Below are 24,933 nucleotides of genomic sequence, written 5' to 3' on the forward strand. Positions count from 1 at the left end.
GCAATTTTTCTAAAAAGCGAACTGCGTTAAGTTAAAGTGTGCCACAGTTTTCAGATAAATAAGTGGCTTGATCCATCAAACGTTCTGCTGAAGCAAAAATCTCACGCGAATGATGCCAACCTAATTCACGGTACTCAGCAGCTGCCCAAACCAAATTCACTTCAGCTTGTGCAAGTTCTTTATAGGCACATTGAAACCCAGTCTGTGTTTTTAGGGTTGCGGCACGCGTCCATAAATCACGGCGCATCAGTTGGGAAAACGCTAGCATTGCTGTTTCTACACTTAACGTTGCACGCTGATCTGCATATACAATCTCTAAAACCTGCTGATAGATCAGATCAATATTTTGACGCTTCGCTTTTTCACTATATTCATGGTCAGCATAACTCAGCCATGTTCGTGCTTTTTCTAACTGGTACTTGTCTCGTACGTCCGTCGCTTGCCCAAATGCAGTGTGCAATTGCTCATGCACATGTTGCTGCGAAACTGGATAACTTGAGCTGACAGGGACCTCTGCAGCATGCGCCACCACCGTACCCAAAGCCAGAAGCCACAATACATGTTTAGCATAGTGTTTCAACATTATTTAGGCTCCAAGGCTTTATTGACTGAAGGCTTATTTTTGTTAAATAGGTTTTCGTCAAATTTAAAGCGGAAACGGAAATATGCACCATCCATCGTTGTATCACTATCGATCAGATCTTTATCTTGATAGCCCACAAAGTTATATCCACCTGAAACCCAAAGGTTCGACGCTAGTAGATAACCCACTTCAACCCCTGCCATCAACTTGGTTCCATCCGAAACACTGTTCCACATCACGCCAGCATTCACTCCTGCATCCCAACGCTCATTAATGTCGTACATAAAACGACTGTTGAGCATTTGAGTCATACCACTGGTTTGCAGTAGATCATAAGTTTCATCCAAATATTTAACCGCATATTGCCCAGATACATGCACCGAACGTGTTGGATGATAATTCATATGATGAGACATGATATAAACATTGCGCTCATATGGATCATTCAGCGTTGTTTCATTTTTCTCGTAGCGATATTCAATTTTGCTCAATGAGTCAAAACGATTGGTTGCCAAATCACGATATGCAGCACCGACCTGAACACGGTCAATCACGCGATCGCCAGAATCTGCAGACTTATTGTCGGTAATATTCAAAACATTTTTAGCCAATAAAGTCACTTCGTCTGAATACTTGTATGCTGTACCTAAAGTATTTAAATAGCTATCACTTTGATTAGACCAGCGCCCTTCTATACGTGCCACATTTTTCCAGCGTGGATTGGAAAGGTGTTCAAAGCCCAAAGTCGCCGCAGTGGACTCTAGTGAATCTTTATTTTCACCTTCAAAGACTTTTACTTTTTCAAAACTGGTATTAAAGAATAGACCTTCTTTAAGCTGCCAACGATTACGCACACCCATCGCGGCTTCAGCTTCACGTGCGCTCATACCATCACGTACACGATATTCACTAAACACAGAGCCATCACGCATATATTCACTGTCTAAACCAAAAACGGTGGTATTACGTTTTTGCGTGTCATTGAGTTCGTATAATCCGCCTATACTTGAAATGAACTCATGGCGCGCATAGGCATGAATATTTTTATAAACTTGTGCATCACCGCCCACAGCAAATACACGGCGGTCACTATCCGCGATGTCTTGCTCATATTCTAGGAAAGCACTTGAACCATCAAAAGGGAGTGCTGTTTTTAATTTGGCGCGCACAGTGGTGCCGTCATATGGCGTTTCAACACTTTGGGTTGAAGCACTGGCTGCATTGGCTGACTCATTATAATAACGTGCACCCAGCTCTAAACTTACAATACGGTTAATCGCTTTCTCAATCGAAGCGCTCACGCCATGGCGAACACCTTCATTCACGCTATCTTCAGTTCTTACCGCTTCAACACGTAAAATACCAAACTGATCTAAACGTGCATTGAGTTTGACTGCACTTTCTTTGCGCCCTGAACTGATTGAAGACGCCGCATTACGGAAACCTTCATCTGCTTGTTGATGGTAAGCACGTAAATCGACCTTGTCATTTTTGTATTCCAATTCAACGCGTGCCGCTGTGCCATCACCAGATGTGTCTGTACTATTTGACGCATTCACATCTGTCAATTGGTCAAGGTTTAGGGCATCGTGGTCAGAATATGCATATTCCGCAATCAGTTTGGTCTTATCATTCCAATGAATGACGGTATTGGCACTGGCAATTTTCTCTTGATCCATAGGATCATCATTTTGAATATAAGAGCCACCCACCGTCACTTTGTCATTGAGTTTATAATGGCCATTCACGCCAGCAACGGTATATTCCTGCCCCCCTTGATCCGACTCTACCGTAATCCGTAGATAAACAGGATTCAGGTTTTCATCAATACTGCTCAACGGTGAGGTCAGGTAAATACTGTTGGTATAGGTATCTACTTGGTAGTCGCTGAAGCGATTTAAAGTACGCTGCGTAATAATCAAACCTGGATTGTTACGATCACGAACAATCACTTCCACCTTTTCACTATTTTCTAAAATATCGTCGGTATCAATACCTAAAGAATATGGGCCAGAAACCCCCATTGCACGTAATTCATTCACGATTTGCGTTGCATTGGTTCGTGCTGCGAAGCCCGAAACTTGGTAACGATCCCCTTCAACAGTTGACTTCAGACCTGTCAATGAACGGCTGTATTGCCCCAGTGAAAGCCCTTCGTCATTTTCAGTACGTGTAACATAGTCCCCATACATGGCATAAGAACGTCCCTTATCCACACGGACATACAGTTTACTGGTGGACTGCGCATCAAACCCTTTTGCCGATGCATCACCATACACGGGGTAATATTCATCTGGGCGAATATCACGGAATAGACGCTGATTATTTTCTTTGCTTGAGTCGTAAGCTAAAGTCAGTAAATAATCCCCACGTACCTTGCCTTTCAGGAACAAGGCTGCACGACCACGAATCGCAGTTTCACCATCGCCTGAACTGGATAAATCATTCAGTTCTTCTTCAAAGCCATCTTGAGTCGAACTCTGTGATAAATTTTTTGGGTCGAATTTGTTCATTGCAAATGAACCTTCGATAATCCCCGCAACCAACATTGGGCGTAATTCTGCTAAAAAGCGAACTGGAACAGTCTGCTCATAAATACCACTACGAATACGCAGCACACCTGAACCTGCTTCTAATGGCGCAAGGACTGGGATCACCAGTGAGCCACCTTCAGCAAAAACTTGAATACCCGGTTTATTTGGATCTAAATCTTTGAGTTGAACCGTTCCCACCGATGTTTCTATCGTAATTGGGGTACGTGTTGCAACAGCCGTGCCATTGCGGTCAAGCACCTTAACAACAACTTGATAAACGTCTTTGCCATTGGCATAAACCACTTGTTCTACAGGCTGTGCAGCCAGTTGACTCATTGCATCTGGTGCGATTACTGTCACTTGCTGTTGGTCACGTAAATTGCCAAAGCTGTCGTACTGGCGAACTGCAACTGTGTTTTTGCCTGCAAGTAGCGGCACACCAATAAAGTCTAAACCAGCAACACCATGCTCCTGATAAGCTGCTTTTTTACCAATACGTTTTTCAGAAATTTGCTCATCATTCACAAATAAACGGATGTCGGTTCCTAAAGCACCTTTCACCTGAATGGTTGCTTGTTGTGAAGGTAGTACTTGCTGTTCATTTAAGTTCAAAATTGCAAGTTGGTTCGACTCAGAACGTTGTAGTTCTTGCTCTAAATCTAAAATCGTTGGTGTTTTAACGGGTTCAACTTGAACCGTTTTAACATCTTTAATCTGTTCTTTTTTATATTCAATATTACAGTTTGCCGAAGCCCCTGAAGCACTAATACAACCACTTGCAGGCTGACCTTGAACATCAGTCACATAACTGCTCTGTGCATCTACGTTTAAATCTTGGCGTAAGGTTTGCTCAAGTGCATCAAGTTGTGCATCAATTTTGCTACGACGGGCTTCAATTTGTGTTACCAATGCCTGACTACATTCGCCTGCGGTATCTGCAATCGCGAAATCGGCGCGGTGCAATTCACCGCGTTTTAGGTCCACAAATCGGCTGGCTGGATCACCCGCTTGACGGTTACTGATCAGTACCAACTCAGCATTATTCGGTAAAGTGGTGTTGTCGACTTTAAGAACATGGGTAATCGGTTTAATGCCATAGAAGTTATATTTCCCTTCACGGTCAGTGACCACAAAGTTACCATCTTCCATATAAATACGAACACCTGGAACACCAAGCTCGCCCACATCTTGCACCCCATTACGGTTACAGTCAGTAAATACTTTACCCACTACGAAACCATCTGGACTAAATACTCCTGGTGTCACTTTGACTGCCGCTTGTGCTTCATTTGAGGTGGTATTTTTATTGTCCTGTGCATAAACACGGTTAATCCCATCGCCACTTAAAGCATTTGGCCCGACATACACACGGTATTGAACTTTCGCTTCTTGTTTCGGTGTCAGTGTCCCCAAACCTAAAGTTAAATAAGGACCTTTGCCACCCTGTGGGTCGTTACTCTTTTGACCATTGACACGCGTGGTGCCTGACACATACACAAAGCCTCGCGGCAAAGTATCTTTCATATTGACGTCATATAGTGTTGAGTCACCCATATTGGCAACCGTCACCATATAATCTTTAAAGTCACCAATCTCAGCTGTTTTATCGCCCACCACTTCTTTTTTAATGACCAATTTGTCATTGATTGGCGTCACAATATCAACTGGGTCGATTGGGATATCAATATTAAGTGCAGCATCACCTGTTTTTAAAGTGAAGTTTCCGCCATAAGACCATGATGCATCGACCACACGCTGATCAAAATTATTATAAATGGTTTTGTCACTGGTAAATTTATAGTGAGTTCCACCCGCAATCGTTGAGGTGTCGATATATAAGCTATAAGTACCATTTTCAACATAAGGGTAAATAAACTCACCATCACTATTGGTTACCTGCTTTGCAGGAATAGCAACTTTGTTCCCTGTGGTTTCATCTAGTTTATAAGCAACATTTTCAGCAGGTTTGCCATTAGCATCCAATAAAGTAACGGTTGCACCCGCAACAGGTTGATTGGTTTTGGCATCAAAAACCACACCATATGGATCAATGAGTACATTGGTATCTACATCACTAATACTGTTTGTGGAGTTACCATTTTCATCCAAGCAATCCGTTAAGCTAACAACCACTTGATCACGCTTAACCGTTTGTAGAATTTGATCATTCTGCTGTGCTGTCGCAGACTCCTGCGTAGGTAATGAAAACCGGAATATGCCTGTGTTGATGCCTGTTTCAACACCCTGTACATATTCAATATCACCAGTTTTCGTCGATTGAACTTTGATTTTAACTTTTTCTACACTGCTGCGCGTGGCATTACACATGGCACTATTTGCTGCAATATACAACGGCTTAGTTAAACTGCCAGTCGCTAAAATATTAGAATAATCTTTGCTGTTATTAGTGATGGAAGAGCTTCCACCCACTGTGGTGACCACTTCATTCGACAGAGTCTTTTTAATATTTGAGACTAGGCCATGCTCAACACTAAAGATGTTGGAAATCGATGTATGGTTAATATTCGAGTTCATCGTCACAACCAGTTCGACCGTTTCAGTCGCATTGGCTGCTAACGCTTGCGGATAAGCCACCACTAAAGTGTTGATGAGTGATTTATCGTTCGGGATCTGCTGGGTAAATTTATCTTGCCCTAATGGATATAGCACTAAAGCTTTTGAGTTATTTGCTTTTGCTGATTTAAACGTGGTGTTGGCTGGTAACTCGTCCAATAACACCACAGCATTAATGGTTTGTCCATCGACCTCAATCGGCTTAGTACCCGAGTTGCGCGTAGAGGTATTTTTTACGTTTAAGCTATAAGTTAAATCGTAAGACTGACCCGCTTTTGGTTCGAAACTACTTTTATCGACAGCCTTGGTTGCCGTTAACTGAGGTAAAAAACTAATTAAGCCGTTAACAGCATCTGCAATAGCTGTTGGATCCTGAATGACATATGCACGCAGTGGTAAATCAACTTGTTGACTATCATTCAAAGAGCTCGATGAATCAGCGATGACCCATAGGTCAACTTTTTGACCGCTTTCTAAACTCAAATGCCCTGTCACCAATAAGTCTGAACGATCAAACTCACCATTTTGATTACTGTCGACATAAATTTTTATATTGGATAATTCTGGAACCGAATTTTTATCAATTGAAATATCGGCTTGTGTATTACTGTGATTAGTTAAAGTGTTTAACCAAATAACTTTTGCACCCGCATTGATTTCCTGACGAGCTGGTGAAGTCAGACTAATGACATATTGGGGATTAATCGTCACTTGAACAGTATTGGAAACGGCCTGACCAATCAAACCGTCCTTTTGTACAAAACTTGCATACGCAGTATTGGTGATATTTTGCCCAGCAGCAGGCATCACAGCATAAGCATGATTTACCAAAGCCATAGCGGTTGCTAAGCTTGAGAAAATGAGCTTGATCTTATGATTATATAGCGGCTGAACTCGTTTAATCACGAAAATACCCCAATACCAAGTAAAACAAGGTTAAGGGATAGGCATTTTGACAATGCCTATCCACAAAAATAGTTATTAATGTTATGTCTTAATTATTGTCCATCGACCTTAACGCTGAACTTCATTGTGACCGTTTCAGAAGGTGCTAAAGCAAACTCAGTTGATTTCAAATTGTTTGCTGTATTCGATACCGTACCTTTTGATGCAGGATCTAGTGCAGCTGCTGGTGTTGACCCCAAAGTGGTATAACTTGGCACAGCATCCGTGATCACAACTTTAGTTACTGCTTGGTTACCATCATTCACCGCCTTAATTTGGTAAATGATACAAGCACCTGGTTTTGCTTGAAGCGTCGATGTTCCGAAATTGCCTTCTTCAGCGCCATTACAATCAGCGTCTAGCGCTTGTAATTTTTCCAAACGAACTTGACCAATGTTCACTGTAGTTTTATCAGTTACAGTGACAGCAGCTGGGGCAGCAATACTGTTCAACTCACCTGTCGGAGTGATGGTTACAATAGATAGATCGGCCTGACCTGCAGTTGCATTACTTGGTGCTTCAACTTTCACCAAGATACTTACGCTTTCATTTGGCGAAAGACCATCTGCACCATTCGTCGCTGTTAGCCACGCATTAAGATCAACACCAGTAACCAACTCACTCGCGTCAGCAACACCATTATTGTTTTTGTCCACATAAACTGAGGTTACAAAGCCACTATTTGATGGGTCATGCGTGATTGCAAATGGAAGTGTACTTCCCCCTGTCACCCCTTCTACAACGTTACCGTTGTTGGTCAAAGTATGCTTATAAACAATCGTACCGCCTGGAGCGACCTGACCTTGTTGATCAGCTAAGAACGACAGTCCACGAACAGCTTCTACAACAAGACGATCTTTCATCTTGTCAGTTAAGCCAGTTGCAGGAGAGTTAATCGTGAAGACAATATCTTGACTATTTGCAGGTGTTGCATCGGTTGATGGCGTCACTTTGGCACAGAAATAAGCCGTTGCATTTGGCTGAATTGCACCTGTGTTGGTCACTTTAGTCGAAGAACATACACCAGTTGAGTCAGCAACAAAGTACTCAACAGTCCAACCTGATGGTAATGGTTGATCAGTACCAAAGTTATAATTGTCTGCAGTTGAACCACCATTGGTCACAGCTATCGGGAATGTTCCTGCAACACCAGGTTTAGTCGTTACTGTCGTTACAATATTAGCCGCAACATATGCACCTTCACCTGTAAGTGCAGTATCATTTTCTATATAGTCTTTATTACCCTTACCATTACTCAAATCGACTTTAGAAGTAGTGATGTCAGTAATACGTAAAGTGATCTTATCTGATAGAGTGCCATGTACAGGTGTAATGGTTAAGATTGTATCTAGGCCAGAAGCTGTAATCGGCCCTGTATACCCATTAGGCAAAGTAATACGTGCAGAAATTTCAAGATGACCACCAGAAGCCAATGGACCACTATCTACACTTGCGTCACCATTGGTATCCGTTAATGGTGTATTACCATCTGACTTTAACAATTCAACGATAGAACCTGCTGGTAGCTTAGATTTATCGACTTTAATGTTATATGTCTCAGTCACATTACCTAGGTTATGAATCCAAATATCTTCAGTTGAGCTTGAAGCACCAAATAAGATAGGTGAACCTTGAACAGCAGTAGTAGAGATTAAGTCATCTTTAGAACCCGCGACTTCAGCATCTGAGTAAGGGTCTGTTGCTAAATCATTGATCGTACCAATATAAGTCGACTGAACTGTGACATCATACGGGTTAGTAGGTTGAGGACTTTCTGTACCTGGACCATCTGGGTCAAATGTTGCAATGTTGGTAATTTTACCCGCTGGTGCGCTTGCGTTGACTGTTACTTGGAATGTTAATTTTCCTGTGCTGTTACGTGGTACTGATGCCAATACCAACTGCGCTTTACCATTGGTAAATTCGTACTTCGCTGCTGTTTCATCACCAGTAGCATCTGTCAATGCCGCTGTTTGACCACTCCAACGCGCAGACCCAGCAACGTACGTCACACCTGCTGGCAGGATATCTTCAATGGTTAAATTTGTTGCGTCAGCATTACCTGTGTTTTTATAGGTCAACTCATAAGTCACCGTATCACCACGAGTTACAGCAGTAACATTGGCAGATTTTGTGACTTGAATCACCGCGCCGCCCACGATTTTCACTGTATCCGTGTTAACTTTGATATCACTTGAACCGATGAACGTACTTTCTGCTGATAAAGTCAATTTACCCAAGTCATTTGCCTGAGCTGTTGATGCCGTTGTACCCACAACCACTAAACCTGCAGACTCACCCGCATTTAAGGTAATAACCTGCCCCATTAAATTGGTGTTGTTATCAGGCACGCCGTCTTTGTTCGCATCTAAATAAATCGCAATATTTGAGAAATCAAATGCATCACCAGCGATGTTTGCCAAACTTAATGTGAACTTATCTGTTCCATTACCAGTGTTGGTCAAGACGTGTGATAGAGTCACCACACCGTTCGGATTCGCAGTCGCACTACGGTCTTGTTCAAGTGTGAAACTACCCACTTGTAAAACAGTCGTTTTGACTTCATTCGAAGTGACAGTGCGTGTGGTCGACGTACCATCCACATACGATGCTGTTGCAATGTTACTAATGTTCGTACCCGCAGCTGGTGCAGCTGCATATGTGGTGCCTGTAGCAAAGAAAGCAAACCCACCTAAGACTGTCGCAATTGACAAATAAAGGTTATTTCGCTTTGTTGTTTTCAAATTCATAGACATGAAAGTCCCCCGACTCCATCGGAATGATGTGTGTAAAATTTAGAAATTAATCGTTTGAAGTATTTACTTTGGCTTGTGCACTAACCGTTACAGACTTTTTCGCTGGTAACTCTGCAATTTGCCACTGTAAAGCGCGGTATTCTTTCAATGGAATGTTGACCAATTTTCCATCTACTTTTTTCTTTAATGGCATTGCAGCAAAGTTGACACCATCCGTGCTACCCAATGCACCAGAAGGCAAACTTGCACCCAAATATTGGGTATCTGCTGGAATCGGTAATGTCGCCTTTAAGCTTTTGATATTACCTGTCGTGTTGTTGGTATAAGTCGCACGATACTCAATCACATCCTGCGGTTTAATTGAGTCTGCAGCTTTAAATTGTGCATTCCCCTTATTGTCTACAACTTTTTTAAACGCTTTAAGCTGAACAGAGACAGGCTCATTATTGGTCGCTGCAGTTGCCACCATCGCACTGGCAGCAACCCCAACAAACATCAAACTAATTGTCATTTTTTTCAGCATAGAATTTTTGTTTAACATGATTTTATCCACTGCGAACCAATGCGAACTTTTTGTGACACTAATCACTTTTTTATAAATTAATGCAACAAATCTCAAAGCAATATTAAACAAAAATCACACAAACAACCATACATTATTTAAAAAAAATGTTAACTAGTTCACTTTAGGTTGTTTTCATGAGATACAAAAAATCACACAATAACGATCAAATCACTGATATTTATTATATTTTCACTTTAAAACAAAATTACATAATGAAACATTTGTAAAAGATACAAAAAATGATAGCTCATAGAAAAAATTTTAATGCTCTGTAAAAGTCCTAAATGTTATTTTTCTGAGAGAACTATTTGGATAAAATAGACGCTATAACTGTCTTTAAATTATTCAACCCACGCTTATTATTTAATATATTTTTCAAGTAAATACATAAAAAACTATATCTCCCATTTATAAAAATGAGCAATAAAAAACCCCTTCATGTAGATTCCAGAAGGGGCTTGCCGTATCACAAATTAACTAATCGGGAATGCGTACACAGAAACCCACTTGCCCCTTTTGTTTCGGTGCCAAGACACCAGGAATTGTCCATTTCAACTGCCCTGCATTTGCTTCAGTTTGACAACCTGTAGCAGTACACGACATTGCTCCATATACAGTACCAATGGGAACACTATCTTTTAAAACAACATCAACTAAATTCTTGTTCGAATTATTGGTATAGGTCATTTGATATTCCAAATAATCCCCTTTCGCAGCTTGGTTTGACACAGTAAACGGCGTCGTATTATTGCTAGGTGCAGGACATGCTGTCGTTTTACGGACCAATTTACTAATACTTAAGCCTGCTGTCCCAATAGTCGTAATGTCATTCACACTATTACTTTCTTTTGCCGTAGCACTGCTATAAGTGGCTTTTCCATTGACTTTAAAACTCGCAATAAACCGATCGCCACCTTGCGCTGTGGTTGGTGAAATCACTCGCTGAATCAAACAAACTTTTTCATTGGCTTTGATGGTGCGACTCGTCAGTAAACTCTCACCTTGATCTAACTGCGCATTACAGTTGCTGTCCACGTAAACTAAACTCTGCCAAGGCTGATTATTTGCAGGTTGCTGCTCTTTGCTTTCCGTTAAATTGAGCACATTCATCACACTTTTAGCCATCAATTCATGCGGATAATCCACGACATCCCCAGCCAAAATGGTTTTTTGTCCATTTTGGCTTAAGATCAATTGCAACTCAGCATCCCCAAATAAAAAGCCTTCATAACTGGTGACATTATTTGCTTTTGGAATCGTAAACTGATCATTTGTGCTATCTGCTGTCGCTGTGACATTACTTGCTTTTGCAGAACTTACTGAATCAAACCCCGTCAGGTTCCGTTGCACGAGACAGACATTACTGCGTCCAGAAAAGACATCTTGTAATGTTTGGATTCTAAACTCACCATTGGCATTGCTTGTGGCAGAGGCCAAAACGGCTTTGCTACTACAATCTTGCAATTCAATAACACTGCCTGCTATTCCCAACTCACCCGCATCTACGGCAGCGTTATAGGCCTTTGATGTATCTGAAGTTGTACCACTGTTATCATTAAAAACTCGGCCAGAAAACACGTAGCCTGCGTTCTTACTATTCGTCACGCGGCAAATAAACTTAGACGCAAATTTCACATTTGCTGCTGGAATAGTTTGAGTCAATCCACTTAAGCTTCCCAAATTACCGGAGCTATTCCCTGAAACAGCGGCATTGCTATCGATACATTCCACACTCTTCAGTGAATATAAAGTTGAAGCTGATTCAGCAAAACTAATCGCTGTGTTTGGGGTTGCATAGGCTACAGTTGAACCTTGCTCAACAGGTGATACACTATTTTTTAAGCGCACAGACTGTGCCGTCCCAACAACAGTTGTTACTACCTCCCCACTGGTAATGGTTTCAGCATTGGCATTGCTCAAATTTGAAAAAGAACTAAAGTTGAAACTATCTGTGCCATTTTCAGACACTTTATTCATTTCAAAGGTTGGTTTTAAACACATATTTAATTCATTAAACCCAACACCAATATCATCTCCAATGATATTTGTACCCGGTCGAATATTTTGAAATTCCGTACGCACTATTTTTGCCATAGTGACAGTTGTAGGTAAGGTAATTGTGAAATTGATGGTGACTGGGTCTGTACTATACGAACCGATTGCGTATTCAGTTGTACTAACCTGAGCACCATTAAATGCAGTAAATGAAGCTCGCGTATTTGAACTTTTTGCTGGAGTGACAAGTGTTGCATAGACAACACCGTCCACCATAATTTTTAGGGTTGCCCCACTGGTACTGGCTTTAGGATTACCATTTGACCAATTCAAGCGCCCCCTTAACTGTAATGCGCCATTTGCACCCGTACCATACATAACTGAATTTGGCAAAATAGCAGGACTCGTGCCAGCTGTTTTTAAAGAATGATCATAAGTACTGATCGAATTATCAACCAAATATGCTCTAAAAGTTGTATCTGAAACCAAATTAGCCGATTGACCAGATAAGCATTGGTTTTGTGAGCTGCCGCTGGTAATCGGTGAATTTGAATTAATAATAATATCCACCGATGACGAGTTATTGGTTAAATTATTCTCAAAAGTACTCGTCGTTACCGATGCTGTATTCGTTACTGAACCACTTTTGTAAGCTAAACCGCTTATTGTAAATTCCAAATAATTAACATCTTTGCCATTTGCAGGTAATGTTAATCCTGTTGCTGTTAGACTGTTTGTTTCATTTCCATTGGTTACACTACTTGGGCAAACAGCAGTTCCATAACTTTTACATGACCAATATAAACTGGCAATATTATTTGGAACATTATCAGCTAATACCGCATCTGTAACTCCAGCTGCACCATTATTCCATGCTTTTATCGTATATTTAACAACCTCACCTACATTATAGCTAGTTTTATCCGAAGTTTTAGACAGCTCTAGATCTGCTACGGCAAGTACAGTATCTTGATCAACTGTTGTACAAGCACCAGTGATTGAGTTAAATGAACGGGTAATCCCCCCACTATTTAAAGTTGTACAACTTGCCCCTGTAGATGAACCCAAGGTGGGCACATCCACCGTAGCCGTGTTCGTTACTGTACTGCCTGCCACAGCATCTACACGTGCTGTGACTAAAATTTCGTAAAATTCACCAGAGGCCAAACTTCCCGTATCGATAGAAGCCAAGCTAGTTAAATCGGGTGCTGTGGTACATTTATTATTGGGAACGGTACTACAGACAACAGCTGTTGCGGTTAGCCCTGTGCCCACCACATCCTTAAGTAATGTACCCGTATAAGTATCGGGCCCATTGTTGGTTACACGTACCGTATAGGTTGTTGTTCCACCAGAATACACCTGAGTGGTGTTATTGGTTTTTGAAACCACCAAATCACCCACCATAGAGTCAACACTTGACGCACTAAAAACAAAAGCATCTCCAGAGTCTGAACTCCAGCCCAAGGTGCTATTCCCCGTGTAATCAGATGCAATATAAACTCTAAATCTTAATGTTCTTATACTATTGCTATTCTCAACTTGTACACTACCACTGGCCCCACCATTTGCTCCAGTACCATTATGGCTTGAATTATTACTTCCGCCAGTAGTCGCACCATATAACGAAGCAGAGTTCGTAATGTTAAATCCACTAACACTTAAATTACGACCAGATAAACGTCGGATTGTTGTTCCACTCGGGGGACTAGTTAATACAAAATTTGTAGTAATACCGAATGCTGTATTGCCATTCGAACTAATAGCAACCCCACCCATACCTGATAGGTTAATGACTGGATTTTTGACATCACGGTTAAATGTCACCACAACATCCCCAAAATAATAACCTAATCCACCATTTCTTGATGATGTATTACTTCCATTTGAGCTCCCTAAAACACTGGCTTGAAGTAATACACGTGAACCATAGTTAAGGTCAGCATCAATACCCGTTCCCATACTTGGATTTAGACGGCTCGAGGTAAAATCAGAACTGACTGGGCTACCCTGACCATTTAGCGGAATAAAAATCTGCCGTTCACTTGTGCTTGAACTGCTACTTCCTCCAAAGACCAGTCCATTTGTATATTGCTGATTTTCTAGTGTGTATGTAACTGTGGTTTTTGGAAAATAACTTGGGCTAAAAGTATTTGCAGTGGGGTTATCCGCATTAAATAAGTATGTATTTGTTTGAGACGAGCTTGTTGGTCCTGTTCCTGCTGTGCCACTTGCCGATGAAATTTCTAAAGTAGGAACAGCAGCAATTGCTACCGAATTTAACACCAATCCAAGACCAAGGCTTGCTGAGAATGCAATAATGCGCTTCATTGACTTAGTTCCCCACATATTTCACCCCAAATTCTAAGCTATGACTTTCATTACTTTTTATTGCTGCAACTGAACCCTTAATTGCACCTGACTGTCCAAGTGCTGGTGCAGTTAATGAACCCACTTCACAGGTTGTACAACTTGGCGCTTTACTCATCACCATCGCCTCAGGCGTATAGTCATAAAAATTAAATCGACCAATTGCCGAAGCACCCAAATTCTTCACTGTCAATTGATACAGAACACATTGCCCAGCCCCATCTGAATTACGTGTAATCGGCAAGACATTTGAGGTATACGCGCCATCCGCTACGCCATCACAATTATTATCTTTAGCTTGCAACTTACTCAAACGGACTGGCGCAGTGGTTATAGTTGTAATGTCTGTTGCCGTATCTAATATCGTCCCAGCACTATTTTTTAGGCTAATCACAGAGGTATTCGCCACTCCGACCGTGTTATACGCGGTATTTTCAACTTTATTAAAGATACGAATCGGTGCTTTACTGCTAAGAATAGAAGCATTCACAATAGATAAGTTTTGAATAATCGGATCAGACGCATCTAACTGCCCATCATTATTGGCATCATAATAAAGTGTTGTGGTAAAGCCAGTTCGATCATTGGCAACGCTTAAATTATCCGTTGCTGACAATACAGACGTTCCCCACGGTTTTAAGGTGTGGGTATAAACAATACTGCCTCCTGGTGCAATTTGCCCACGTAAATCGGGTTCTAAGCTTACTCCACCTTGACTCGCATTTGAGTTAATCGTAATGGCATTTTGAATTACATCATAGCCACTGTTTGGTGCTGAGGTAGGCAAACTAGAAGAAGCCACTTTAAAATAAATTGGAATCGGCTGGGTTGTGCTTTTTGCGTCTGCTCGAATTTCCACAACCGCACAATAGAGCTGAGACTCCCCATTATTCAGCAAACGCGTTGAAGTAATTTCTGATCCAAGCACCGAGCAGTCTGGGGTTGATGAAGCAAAATAGCGCACCGAACTGACATCGCTTGGCAATGCAACCGTCGCAAAATTATTATCGGCATCGGCACTAAAACTATATGCCGTCGCTTGACCTGTATGACGTACAGTGAGTGGAAACACCACCGTTTGATTATTCACCCCAGCTAAAATTTTCCACGGCGAACCACCATTCGACACATTGCCATTTCCTGTACCATTTGCCGTAGTTTCAGGGCTATTGATCAGGTCAACCAACCGAGAGGCTGTACTTTGAATCAGTGAGGTACGATCTTGTACCGTATCTGTTTTGCTATTGTCTGTTATCGACTGTGCTTTAGGCACAATGTTATATGTAGTATTGGCTGTATCAACATAGTCTGCTGGGAACGTAATTTTCACAATTATCGGAAGTTTAGCGCCAGCATCTAGCGTTCCCGTATCAACAATCCCATCATTATTGCTATCAAACAGAGGGGTGACACCATCTGCACGATAGAACTCCAGCACACTCCCTGTGGGTAAATTATGGCTAGCAAAACTTAAATTGAACCGATCTGCCACTGTACCAGTGTTCCACACATAGTTCTCAAAGACAACGGTTCCACCACTACTGACCGCAGATTTAGTCAGTAAGTCTGCGCCACTCACACTATTTACATCCGCATTAATCACCACCCCATAAATCGGTTTAATGTTTAATACTGCGGTGTTGGACTGCGTGGTTAAATTTGCTGTAGTAGACAAACCATCATGGTCATAGTCCATATTGGCAAAGTTGGGAATCTCACCGGGTGCAGTACGAGCAACCCGAACACGGAACTCAATATAGCCTTGCGCATTCGCAGGGACATTAGTGATTTGCGCACGAATAGTTTTACCATCCGTATCAAGGTAATAATTAATGCCTGTTGGATCATTACTGCCTGTCGCAGAATTCAGTGCTTGCCCATTCCAGTTTTCATTACCTGTGACATACGTCAACTGCGTGGTATCCAACAAGTCACTGATATTCACTACACCGCTGTTATTACCATTATTGAAATAGGTTAAACGGACGGTTGCGATATCCCCATTCACGACGGTTGTTTTATCAAAACTCTTGGTTAAATTTAAAACTGCCTGATCCGTGATGCGAGATGTATCAACGTTATTTTGAGTCAGACTGGGTTGTTGTGTAGAGGTCGCTGTGAGTTGAATCTGACTGGAGCTATTTACGGCTGCTGATGAAGGAATAATGGCTTTAATAATCAGTGCAACCGTCTCTCCAGCATTTAAGCTATATTGGCTCATTGGCGTATTATTGTCTGCAACACCATTGCGATCGGCATCTAAATAAATTTCAATATTGCTATGGGTAAAACTCCCCCCTGCAATTTGACTGCCCAACAAATTATAAAGATCGCGTTCGTTCCCAGTATTGGTTAGAACATGGTGATAATAGACCGCCTGCCCTGGACGCACATATTCCGTTCGGTTATCTTTCAAACTGAGGTTATACACAGGAATAACAGTGGTTTGAACCAAGTTGGAACGTGCCACTTGAACTACGGTAGAGCCTTCTTCTTTGTATTCACCCACAGCCATGTTACTGATGACCAGAGCATCAGCAAAAACCCAAGTCGATGCTGTTGCCCCCAATAAGCTCAGCATGGCAATACGCATATTTCGAATCATTTTCTTTTCTGCAAACATTTTCCGAGCCTACTCTTAAGGGTTAACACGAATAACAAAGTAGAAATTGGCTTCTTGGCTTGGATCTAAACTACTCACCAAAGCAGAAACTTTGTCACCAGAAGATAAATTTGTACCTGACGGAACAATGACAGGCGTTCCTACTAGGCTGGTATAAGCTGGAACAACATCATTAAACTGCACATTCTTCACCACTGAACCACCATCATTTTTAAGTGTCAGCTTATACACCACACATTGATTTGGCTTGACTGAAACCAACTGGGTGGAATAGCTCAAAGATGCTAAATTAGTGGTGGTACAGCTACTATTCGCTGCTTGTGTTTTAACTAACTGTAAATGCCCTGTTGCAACCGTGGTCACATCTGTATTTTTTAAGTTATCTAAATGAATGCCATTAAAATCAGACACTTCAACCACGATATCCGCCTGACTCACCACACCTTCTGTTGCAGAAGGGGCCGCCTGCACTTTAAGTAAAAGTTGAATATCAGCCTGCGCCACTAAACCCGCACTACCCAAAAGCTGATTTAAACTGGTTGTTGCGCTAATAATTTGGTCTGCACTATCAATCTGACCATTTTTATTTGCATCATAATAAAGGGTATAAACAAAGCCATCATTTCTAAGTGGTACAACTTTCAAATTCACTTGAGAACCTGCGTTTGCCCCTTCTGCCATATTGCCCAAATTCTTTAAAGTATGCGCATAGACAATCGTGCCACCCACACTCACCTGACCTTGCTGATCATTGGTCAGGGTGAGTAAGCGTGCGACATTACTTTCAATTTGGTTCTTAATCGAGTCCGCTTGTTGATTAACCGGTGATTGAATCGCAAACCAAATCGGCGCTGTAAAATTCTGTTGGCTTACGTCAACATCAATCACTGCACAATATGCCTTGCTTGCTCCTGCACCTAAGGTTCCCGTATTGGTAATTTGCTTACCCACCGTTTGACAGCTGGCATCACCTTCATAAAATTTGACGCTAAAACCTGTTTTAGTGGTAGGCATAATATTGGCGACATCAATCGCGCTAAAGGATGCATACAAATTATAGTTATTGGCTTGGGTTGAATTATTCTTTGCTACCAAAGGAAAAACCGCTTTACCCGAAGTAACTTTAACCGTACGTAAGGGTTGACCGGCGTTATCCACGATCCCCACGCCTAAACCCGATTGGTCAGCATTATATAAATCACTACTGCTGGATGCAGCAGTTAAAGCTGTAATTTGGTTACGAATCGGGTCAGAGACTGTACTTGAAGCAATGGATGTCGCAACCACATCAATATTGATATTGCTGACACTGCTGCTACAGCCTGTAGAGGCCGATACTCCAACCTGAATTTGTTTTACCGCCGCATTTGAAATCGAACCTGTGTCGACTTTACCGTCACCATTGGTATCCGTAAGTAAAGTTTTTCCGTCCTGCGTGTAAAAATTAACTTTGGCACAGCTAGGCAAATTGTTTGAGCTATAACCTAAATTATAAGTATCTGTGGTATTACCAATGTTCCAAACATAGTTATTAAAGAAAACCTCTTGCCCTGGTTTCAAACTGGCTTGAATCACTAAGTTATCAGGACTGTTATTCGGGTTACCGACGTTCGTTGCTGAACTGGATTTATTATTTAAAACCACCCCATAGACAGCAGCCAAATTATAGATCACGGTATTGGAGAAACTGCTCAGTTTTACCGTGGTATTATCCATGTCATATTGTACAAAACCTGCCGTGTTTGGAATTTTATTGGCAGCACCTTGTTTCACTTTGGCTTTAAAAGCCAATGTGCCTGATGTGAGTGGTGCAACAGCCGTAATACTGGCTTCTAGACTCTTCCCATCAGGTTTAAGTTGATAGGCTATTCCTGTATTCGCAGATCCTTCTGTATCATTTGCATCGGTGAGTGCTGTGCTATTTTGATTCCAAACTGCCGACCCGGATACGTATTCTAAAGAATCATCCAACACATCTTGCAGCACGACACGACGTGTTGCTGTCCCTGTATTTCGATAGGTCAAAGTATAGGTGATCAGGTCACCAATATTGCCTTCACTTGCACTTTGCGCTTTAACGAGAGAAATCACAGCATCATCGACAACGCGAATCGTATCTGTGACTTGTGCAGAAAGCGTAGCACTTTGTTGGCTCACAGCTTTGAGGTCTAAACTACTGAGCTGATTAAAAGAGACATTTGTCGGGATACTACCTACAATCACAACTGCTAAAGATTGACCCGCATTGAGCTCAATTGATCCCACCAATAAGTCTTCGGTATTATCTGCTAAACCATTTTGATCGCGGTCTGCATAGACCTTCACATTACTTAAATCAAAATTATCCGTGCTACTTTGTACTAGACCCAATGTATATCGATCAGCAGTATTACCTGTATTGGTTAACACATGTGGCAGATTCACCGCCCCACCGACCACACCATATTGGTTTTGATTTTGTACTAAAGTCAGTGAGTACGTTTTTTGCACTTCCAATGCCACGGGATTGGAATTGACCAATAAAACATTCCCCATCTCATCGGTATAGTCCCCAGATGCAACGTTAGAAATATAGCTTCCCGGTTGTGGAAATGCATGTGCTTCTAATGAAAAAAAAAATAAAAACGACAGAGCAGAAAATTTCTTTTTGTTAATTTTCATATGAATTAGCCAGCAAAAGTACAAACTGTGTCACAATTCTATACTATTTTGTATCATAGTTGTTATTGTGATTGCATATTTATTAGATAAAATTTGTACAGCATACTTTTTGTTCTTTCTGGCCGTATGAATTCTTATTTATTTCAAGCCAAATTGACGTGAACACTAAGCTCCAAATCAACTCATCAAAAAAACTTATCGAAGCATTGGTGTATAGGGCTGATGTGCGATAGCTCACTACACCCTCGTTAAAAAAACGCCCAATGAAGCTCATCGGGCGTTTTTTAATAAGTAGATACCTATTTCAGGGCGACTAAACTTTAAATCCAGTATTACAACGTATGCTGGTCTTTCACATCTTCAAGAACATCATCGAGCTCTTCTGGATTTTTCATCAAGTGGAGAATAGACAATACGAGTCCACCCCAAACAAACAACATTGAAATCACCATCATTACGATTGCTGAAGTATTCATTTTTTTCTCCTAGCGATCTTTAACTTTGCTGAGTACGATTGCGACGACGGCACAGAAAATCACACTGCCCCAACCAAATAGCCCTTGCAGACTCATGCTATAGGTATCGTAACCATTTTTCACCAAATTAAATAACGTCATGCTCAACGTCGTTAATAACACGAGTGAAGTAATCACGGTCAAGGTAAATGCCCAGCCCTTACCGAGTTGAATGGTAGAAATACGATTTACGTGATCACGCAACTCAATCAATGCTGAACGCTTAAACCAAGTAATACAAAGAATAGAAACAAGTGCGCCACCCACAATGCCAATGTTATTGATAAAGTGATCCACGATATCTACCAGTTTAATCGCATTCACACTTGAGAATAAGATCACTGAAACCAGTGCACTACCACCACCGATAATGGTAACTGCTTTTTTACGGCTCCATTTTAACTTATCCTGCATCGCTGCAATCGGCACTTCCAAGATACTAACCATGGAAGAAATACCTGCAACAAATAATGATGAGAAGAACAATAGACCGAATAAATCAGCACCTGCACCAAGACTTGAAATGATTTTCGGGAAAGCAATAAATGCCAAACCGATACCACCACTGACCACATCTTGAACTTCTTTGCCTGCGGCATGCGCCATAAAGCCTAATGCAGCAAAAATACCAATACCCGCCAAGATTTCAGTTGAAGCATTGGCAAAACCAACGATTAAACCTGAGCCTGTCAAATTGGTCTTTGGCTTTAAGTAAGATGCATAAGTCACCATGATCCCGAAACCCACAGAAAGCGAGAAGAAGGTATGACCATACGCCGCCAACCACACTTTATAGTCCATCATCGCAGACCAGTTCGGCGTAAAGAATGCATTTAAGCCTTCTGCTGCACCTGGTAAACGAAGTGATTGCACCACTAAAATGGTGAATAAAACGAATAGCAAAGGCATGAAAATCTTATTCGATAATTCAACACCTTTTTTAACCCCGCCAAACAGAATAATTAAGGTCAGTGCCCAAATTCCCACGATTGGCCAAAATAAATGGCTTACAAACTGTAAATCGAAACCTGTTGCTTTCGAAGTTTGTAAGTAGGTATTGAAGAAGAAACTTTCAGGGTCACTGCCCCAAGTCTGACCAATCGAGAAGTAAACATAGCTTCCCGCCCACGTCAGTACGCTGGCATAGTACAAACCAATGATGATACACACACAGACTTGCCACCAACCCAGCGTTTCACCGCCTTTAAACAAAGCCCGATAGGCTTTAGGTGGTGACCCCGAACTACGATGTCCCGTTGCATAATCTAAAAATAACAGAGGTAAACCAGCGGTAATTAACGCCAATAAATAAGGAATAAGAAAGGCACCGCCACCATTTTCATAAGCAACATAAGGGAAACGCCAAATATTACCTAAACCTACAGCCGAACCTACAGCTGCAATAATAAAACCAGATCGTGATGTCCAGTTTTCACGAGTTCCTGACATAAAACACCTAAACCTAGGTCCCTTTTAATTGCTTTTTATTTGGTTATCTCGCAATAGAAAAGAACCATTTAATATTAATCTTGAGTGTTTGATTTAGCTTCGACCTTTTGGGTGCAAGGTTCTAAATGACAAACAGAGGAGTTTTCACAAAACCTTGGTTAAAGTGTGTCGATTAAACTTCCCTTTTATATGGTTCAACAATACTCACTTTTATAAAAATATTCTGTAATTTCTGCTTCAAATATTCCATTTTTATAATGTGTGCTGATTCAACCGTTCAATTAATCAGCTTATTTATTGTACAAAATTAGTTATAAATTAACAAACTTTTTGGAATGATTTATTCCACCTATTTCGCTGCATAAAATTTTAATATCCCTCAACGATGTTCAACCTACTAAAAAAATCAATCTAAAGGCTGCTCAAGCCATCAATTGTATGTATAAAACATTACTTTTCACATTTTTATTCAAATATCCACTCCATCGGAGAAGATTGATCATGTTTCTGATGAACATCACATGCATGCATACAACTTTTTAATATTGTTCTGTACTTACAACGCAGTCGTATTTACAACCGCGCTATACCAGTGATGCTCTATATTTAAAAGAGAACCATCAAAGCCAGTCATTTCGTAGAACATCCTCAGTTTCACTAGACCAATCCTGTATTCATCAGCCTATTTAAACGATGCTGATTTAAAGCAGTAAGCAAAAATTATATAAGCCATTTACTTTTGTCAGCTTAGGCTTACAAATAGCGTGGTTAAAATGCTGTTTGAACAACAGCCATCACCATGTATATTTAAACCATCAGGAAACAGGACGTTTCCCAAACTTAAAACAACAATAATCAGTTTGAGCATCAGGATGTGAGATATGACAGGAGTTGTATCTAAACACTGAAATACAAAGAAACCTCGACAGGATGTCGGGGTTTCTTTTTATCTCTATCCCACAGTTAAAGCTGAATATAAGTCCGAAATCCTCGACTCGCATAGTACGAAGCAGCGCCATTATGATAGGTAAACGTACGACCATAGCGCTGATCACAAAAAATTGCCCCGCCTTGTTGACGTAATTCAGCTGGAGTCTCAACCCAACTGGATGTTTTCAAGTCAAAATTAAAGATCTGCTGTAAAAGATAATACTGTTGTTCCGTCACTAAGCTTAAGCCATACGCCTGTACCCAATCGAGCACTGTATTTTCAGGCGGATGATCCTTACGACTCAATAATGCCTCTCGGTCATAACACATGCTCCGTCGCCCCTTCGGTGACTCAATTGAACAATCAAAAAAATACACATCTTGTGTATTCGGTAAAGCCACGACATCGGGCTCACCACCACTTATTTCCATTTGTTGTAACGCATATAGTTTTTCAGGAGAGTGCAAAAGTTGTTCTAGGACAAATGCCCAACTAATTTGCATATGACGTTCAGTATGCTGTTGAAACCGTTGTTCTAAGGTATTGAATAAATGTTCACTTTGCTCAGGTTCGAGTTTTTTCTGCTGCTTAATCATTGTTATTGTACTGCCCTATTTAATGCTACCTTTAGCATAGCACTCTCCTTCAAACACGATCAAATCCCATCCAACGGTACACCTATTTTGAAAAAAATAAAGGCCCTCACAACGAGAGCCTTTTATTTATTTAGGATTTAACTAAGAAGATGCTTTGATTGAACTTGAAACTTTCACCTGAGTTTTAACTGCTTCTTCAGCACTATTTAAACGGATAAAAGAAACCGCTATCGCAGCAAGTACCGCAGGAATTGCCACAGCAATAAAATTCAACTTATGTGGTAGTTCCATACCTAGCAATACACCAATGACAATTGGCCCCACGATTGCACCAACACGACCAATCCCCGATGCCCAACCCAATCCAGTTGAACGAACAGCTAGCGGATAATATTGCGCCACATAACTATATAGCAAAATACTACAACCGATCGAAGCGGCTCCTGCAAGTGCAACCAATAAATAAATTACAGGTTGTGGCGAATTAAAGCCTAAACCCACCAATGCAAATGCCCCAACAGTCAACATGCTAATAATGACAGGTTTCAAGTGGAAACGATCCGCGAGCACACCACCACCAGCAGTGCCAATTACCGCACCAATGTTCAAGGAAAGGAGGAACATTAAACTGCTGCCCATCGAATAACCCGCAGCCATCATCAGTTTTGGTAACCAACTTCCTAAGGCATAAACCATCAATAAGCACATGAAGAAGCAGCACCAAAATAAAACTGTACCCATACCACGACCATTTTTAAACAAGGCAGCGACAGATGCATCAGGGACTTTAGCTTCGTTCAGCACTAGAACAGTATCTGAGGTTACAGTCTCTTCAGGTACCAGACGTTGAATAATGCTGCGTGCCTTTTCTGTTTGCTGGTCTTTCACTAAAAAAGTGACTGATTCAGGTAAAAATTTCCATAAAATTGGAATAAACAGTAATGGAATACCAGCAATGAAAAACATGATCTTCCAGCCGAAGGTCGGTGTAAACGCAACACCTAGTAGTGCTGCCATAATCCCGCCCATCGCATAGCCACTAAACATCGCGGTCACCAAGGTGCTACGAAACTTCTGCGGCGCATATTCCGAAGTTAAAGCGACCAAGTTCGGTAACACACCACCAATTCCAAGACCCGCGATAAAGCGTAAAATACCAAATTCAGTCGGGTTTGAAGCAAAGCCACCCGCAAAAGTGAACCCACTGAATAACGTAACACAGATAATAATGACTTTTTTACGGCCAATTTTATCAGCCAGCATCCCAAATAGCATTGCACCAAACATCATGCCTGCTAAGGCAGTACTGGCTAGCATTCCCGCTTGAACAGCCGTCATGCCCCACTCTTTCATTAAAAGTGGTAAAGCCACACCGTTAATTGCTAAATCGTAGCCATCAAACAAGACGACGAATAAGCACCACAAAACAACCGTTAAATGAAAAGGCTTAAACTTAGCCTGATCGATTACAGCATTTACATTCATTGTTGTCGCTGTCATTTTTCCCTCACCTCCAATTGTGAGCTTTATTATAAAAAGTGAATCCAAATTCACTTTTACATAAAATGAATCATAATTCAGTTTTTGTCTATAAATAAAACCATTGAAAGGGCTTTTTTTGGAAAAACTAGACTAAAGTTGTATAAAAATCACAAAAAATAATTTGCATTTTTCGAATTCTTTGATAAATAATAGATAGTTCACATAATTTTAATTTATATAAATGCATTTTTTATAATTTAACGCGCATTCTCCGCTCTTTCTCTATCTGTTTTTTTCCCTCTTAATAATTCTTTATTTATATTATTTAATCTTCCGCCCATAAAAAAATCCCCC

11 protein-coding genes are annotated in these 24,933 nt (G+C 41.1%); all 11 read right to left on the minus strand.

What is annotated here, in order from left to right; all coding sequences use genetic code 11:
• Nucleotides 1-31: 31 nt before the first annotated feature.
• Nucleotides 32-583, minus strand: a complete 552-nt coding sequence (locus tag PTT44_RS15590; protein ID WP_168158779.1) for a hypothetical protein — start codon at nt 581-583, stop codon at nt 32-34.
• Complete coding sequence (locus PTT44_RS15595; protein ID WP_273795696.1) at nt 583-6,597, minus strand: SdrD B-like domain-containing protein; 6,015 nt, start codon at nt 6,595-6,597, stop codon at nt 583-585. The genes PTT44_RS15590 and PTT44_RS15595 overlap by 1 nt, the downstream gene beginning before the upstream one ends.
• Nucleotides 6,598-6,689: 92 nt before the next feature.
• Nucleotides 6,690-9,392: a hypothetical protein gene (locus PTT44_RS15600; RefSeq protein WP_273795697.1), complete on the minus strand. Its 2,703-nt coding sequence runs from the start codon at nt 9,390-9,392 to the stop codon at nt 6,690-6,692.
• Nucleotides 9,393-9,438: 46 nt separating this feature from the next.
• Nucleotides 9,439-9,933, minus strand: coding sequence for a hypothetical protein (locus tag PTT44_RS15605; RefSeq protein ID WP_004978444.1), 495 nt, complete (start codon nt 9,931-9,933; stop codon nt 9,439-9,441).
• 501 nt (nt 9,934-10,434) lie between these two features.
• Nucleotides 10,435-14,283 carry a DUF11 domain-containing protein gene (locus PTT44_RS15610; protein WP_273795698.1) on the minus strand — a complete coding sequence of 1,283 codons (3,849 nt, stop codon included), beginning with the start codon at nt 14,281-14,283 and terminating at the stop codon, nt 10,435-10,437.
• A 4-nt stretch (nt 14,284-14,287) separates the two neighbouring features.
• Nucleotides 14,288-16,945, minus strand: coding sequence for a hypothetical protein (locus PTT44_RS15615; RefSeq protein ID WP_273795699.1), 2,658 nt, complete (start codon nt 16,943-16,945; stop codon nt 14,288-14,290).
• A 15-nt stretch (nt 16,946-16,960) separates the two neighbouring features.
• On the minus strand, nt 16,961-19,606 hold the full coding sequence (locus PTT44_RS15620; protein ID WP_168158783.1) for an isopeptide-forming domain-containing fimbrial protein: 2,646 nt from the start codon (nt 19,604-19,606) through the stop codon (nt 16,961-16,963).
• Between the two features lie 332 nt (nt 19,607-19,938).
• On the minus strand, nt 19,939-20,082 hold the full coding sequence (locus tag PTT44_RS15625) for a methionine/alanine import family NSS transporter small subunit (RefSeq protein WP_168158784.1): 144 nt from the start codon (nt 20,080-20,082) through the stop codon (nt 19,939-19,941).
• A gap of 9 nt (nt 20,083-20,091) precedes the next feature.
• Nucleotides 20,092-21,570: a sodium-dependent transporter gene (locus PTT44_RS15630; RefSeq protein WP_004691884.1), complete on the minus strand. Its 1,479-nt coding sequence runs from the start codon at nt 21,568-21,570 to the stop codon at nt 20,092-20,094.
• A 963-nt stretch (nt 21,571-22,533) separates the two neighbouring features.
• Nucleotides 22,534-23,094, minus strand: a complete 561-nt coding sequence (locus PTT44_RS15635) for a DUF4256 domain-containing protein (protein WP_168158800.1) — start codon at nt 23,092-23,094, stop codon at nt 22,534-22,536.
• A 144-nt stretch (nt 23,095-23,238) separates the two neighbouring features.
• Nucleotides 23,239-24,597 (minus strand): MFS transporter, encoded by a 1,359-nt coding sequence (locus tag PTT44_RS15640; protein ID WP_004691886.1) that lies wholly within the window; start codon nt 24,595-24,597, stop codon nt 23,239-23,241.
• Nucleotides 24,598-24,933 lie beyond the last annotated feature (336 nt).

This window comes from Acinetobacter sp. Gutcm_16, from assembly GCF_028649355.1.
Lineage (GTDB): Bacteria > Pseudomonadota > Gammaproteobacteria > Pseudomonadales > Moraxellaceae > Acinetobacter > Acinetobacter johnsonii.

Coding starts and splice junctions, on each gene's coding strand:
- PTT44_RS15590 (WP_168158779.1), bottom strand. CDS start 583: ATGTTGAAACACTATGCTAAACATGTATTGTGGCTTCTGGCTTTGGGT.
- PTT44_RS15600 (WP_273795697.1), bottom strand. CDS start 9,392: ATGTCTATGAATTTGAAAACAACAAAGCGAAATAACCTTTATTTGTCA.
- PTT44_RS15605 (WP_004978444.1), bottom strand. CDS start 9,933: ATGTTAAACAAAAATTCTATGCTGAAAAAAATGACAATTAGTTTGATG.
- PTT44_RS15610 (WP_273795698.1), bottom strand. CDS start 14,283: ATGAAGCGCATTATTGCATTCTCAGCAAGCCTTGGTCTTGGATTGGTG.
- PTT44_RS15615 (WP_273795699.1), bottom strand. CDS start 16,945: ATGTTTGCAGAAAAGAAAATGATTCGAAATATGCGTATTGCCATGCTG.
- PTT44_RS15620 (WP_168158783.1), bottom strand. CDS start 19,606: ATGAAAATTAACAAAAAGAAATTTTCTGCTCTGTCGTTTTTATTTTTT.
- PTT44_RS15625 (WP_168158784.1), bottom strand. CDS start 20,082: ATGAATACTTCAGCAATCGTAATGATGGTGATTTCAATGTTGTTTGTT.
- PTT44_RS15630 (WP_004691884.1), bottom strand. CDS start 21,570: ATGTCAGGAACTCGTGAAAACTGGACATCACGATCTGGTTTTATTATT.
- PTT44_RS15640 (WP_004691886.1), bottom strand. CDS start 24,597: ATGACAGCGACAACAATGAATGTAAATGCTGTAATCGATCAGGCTAAG.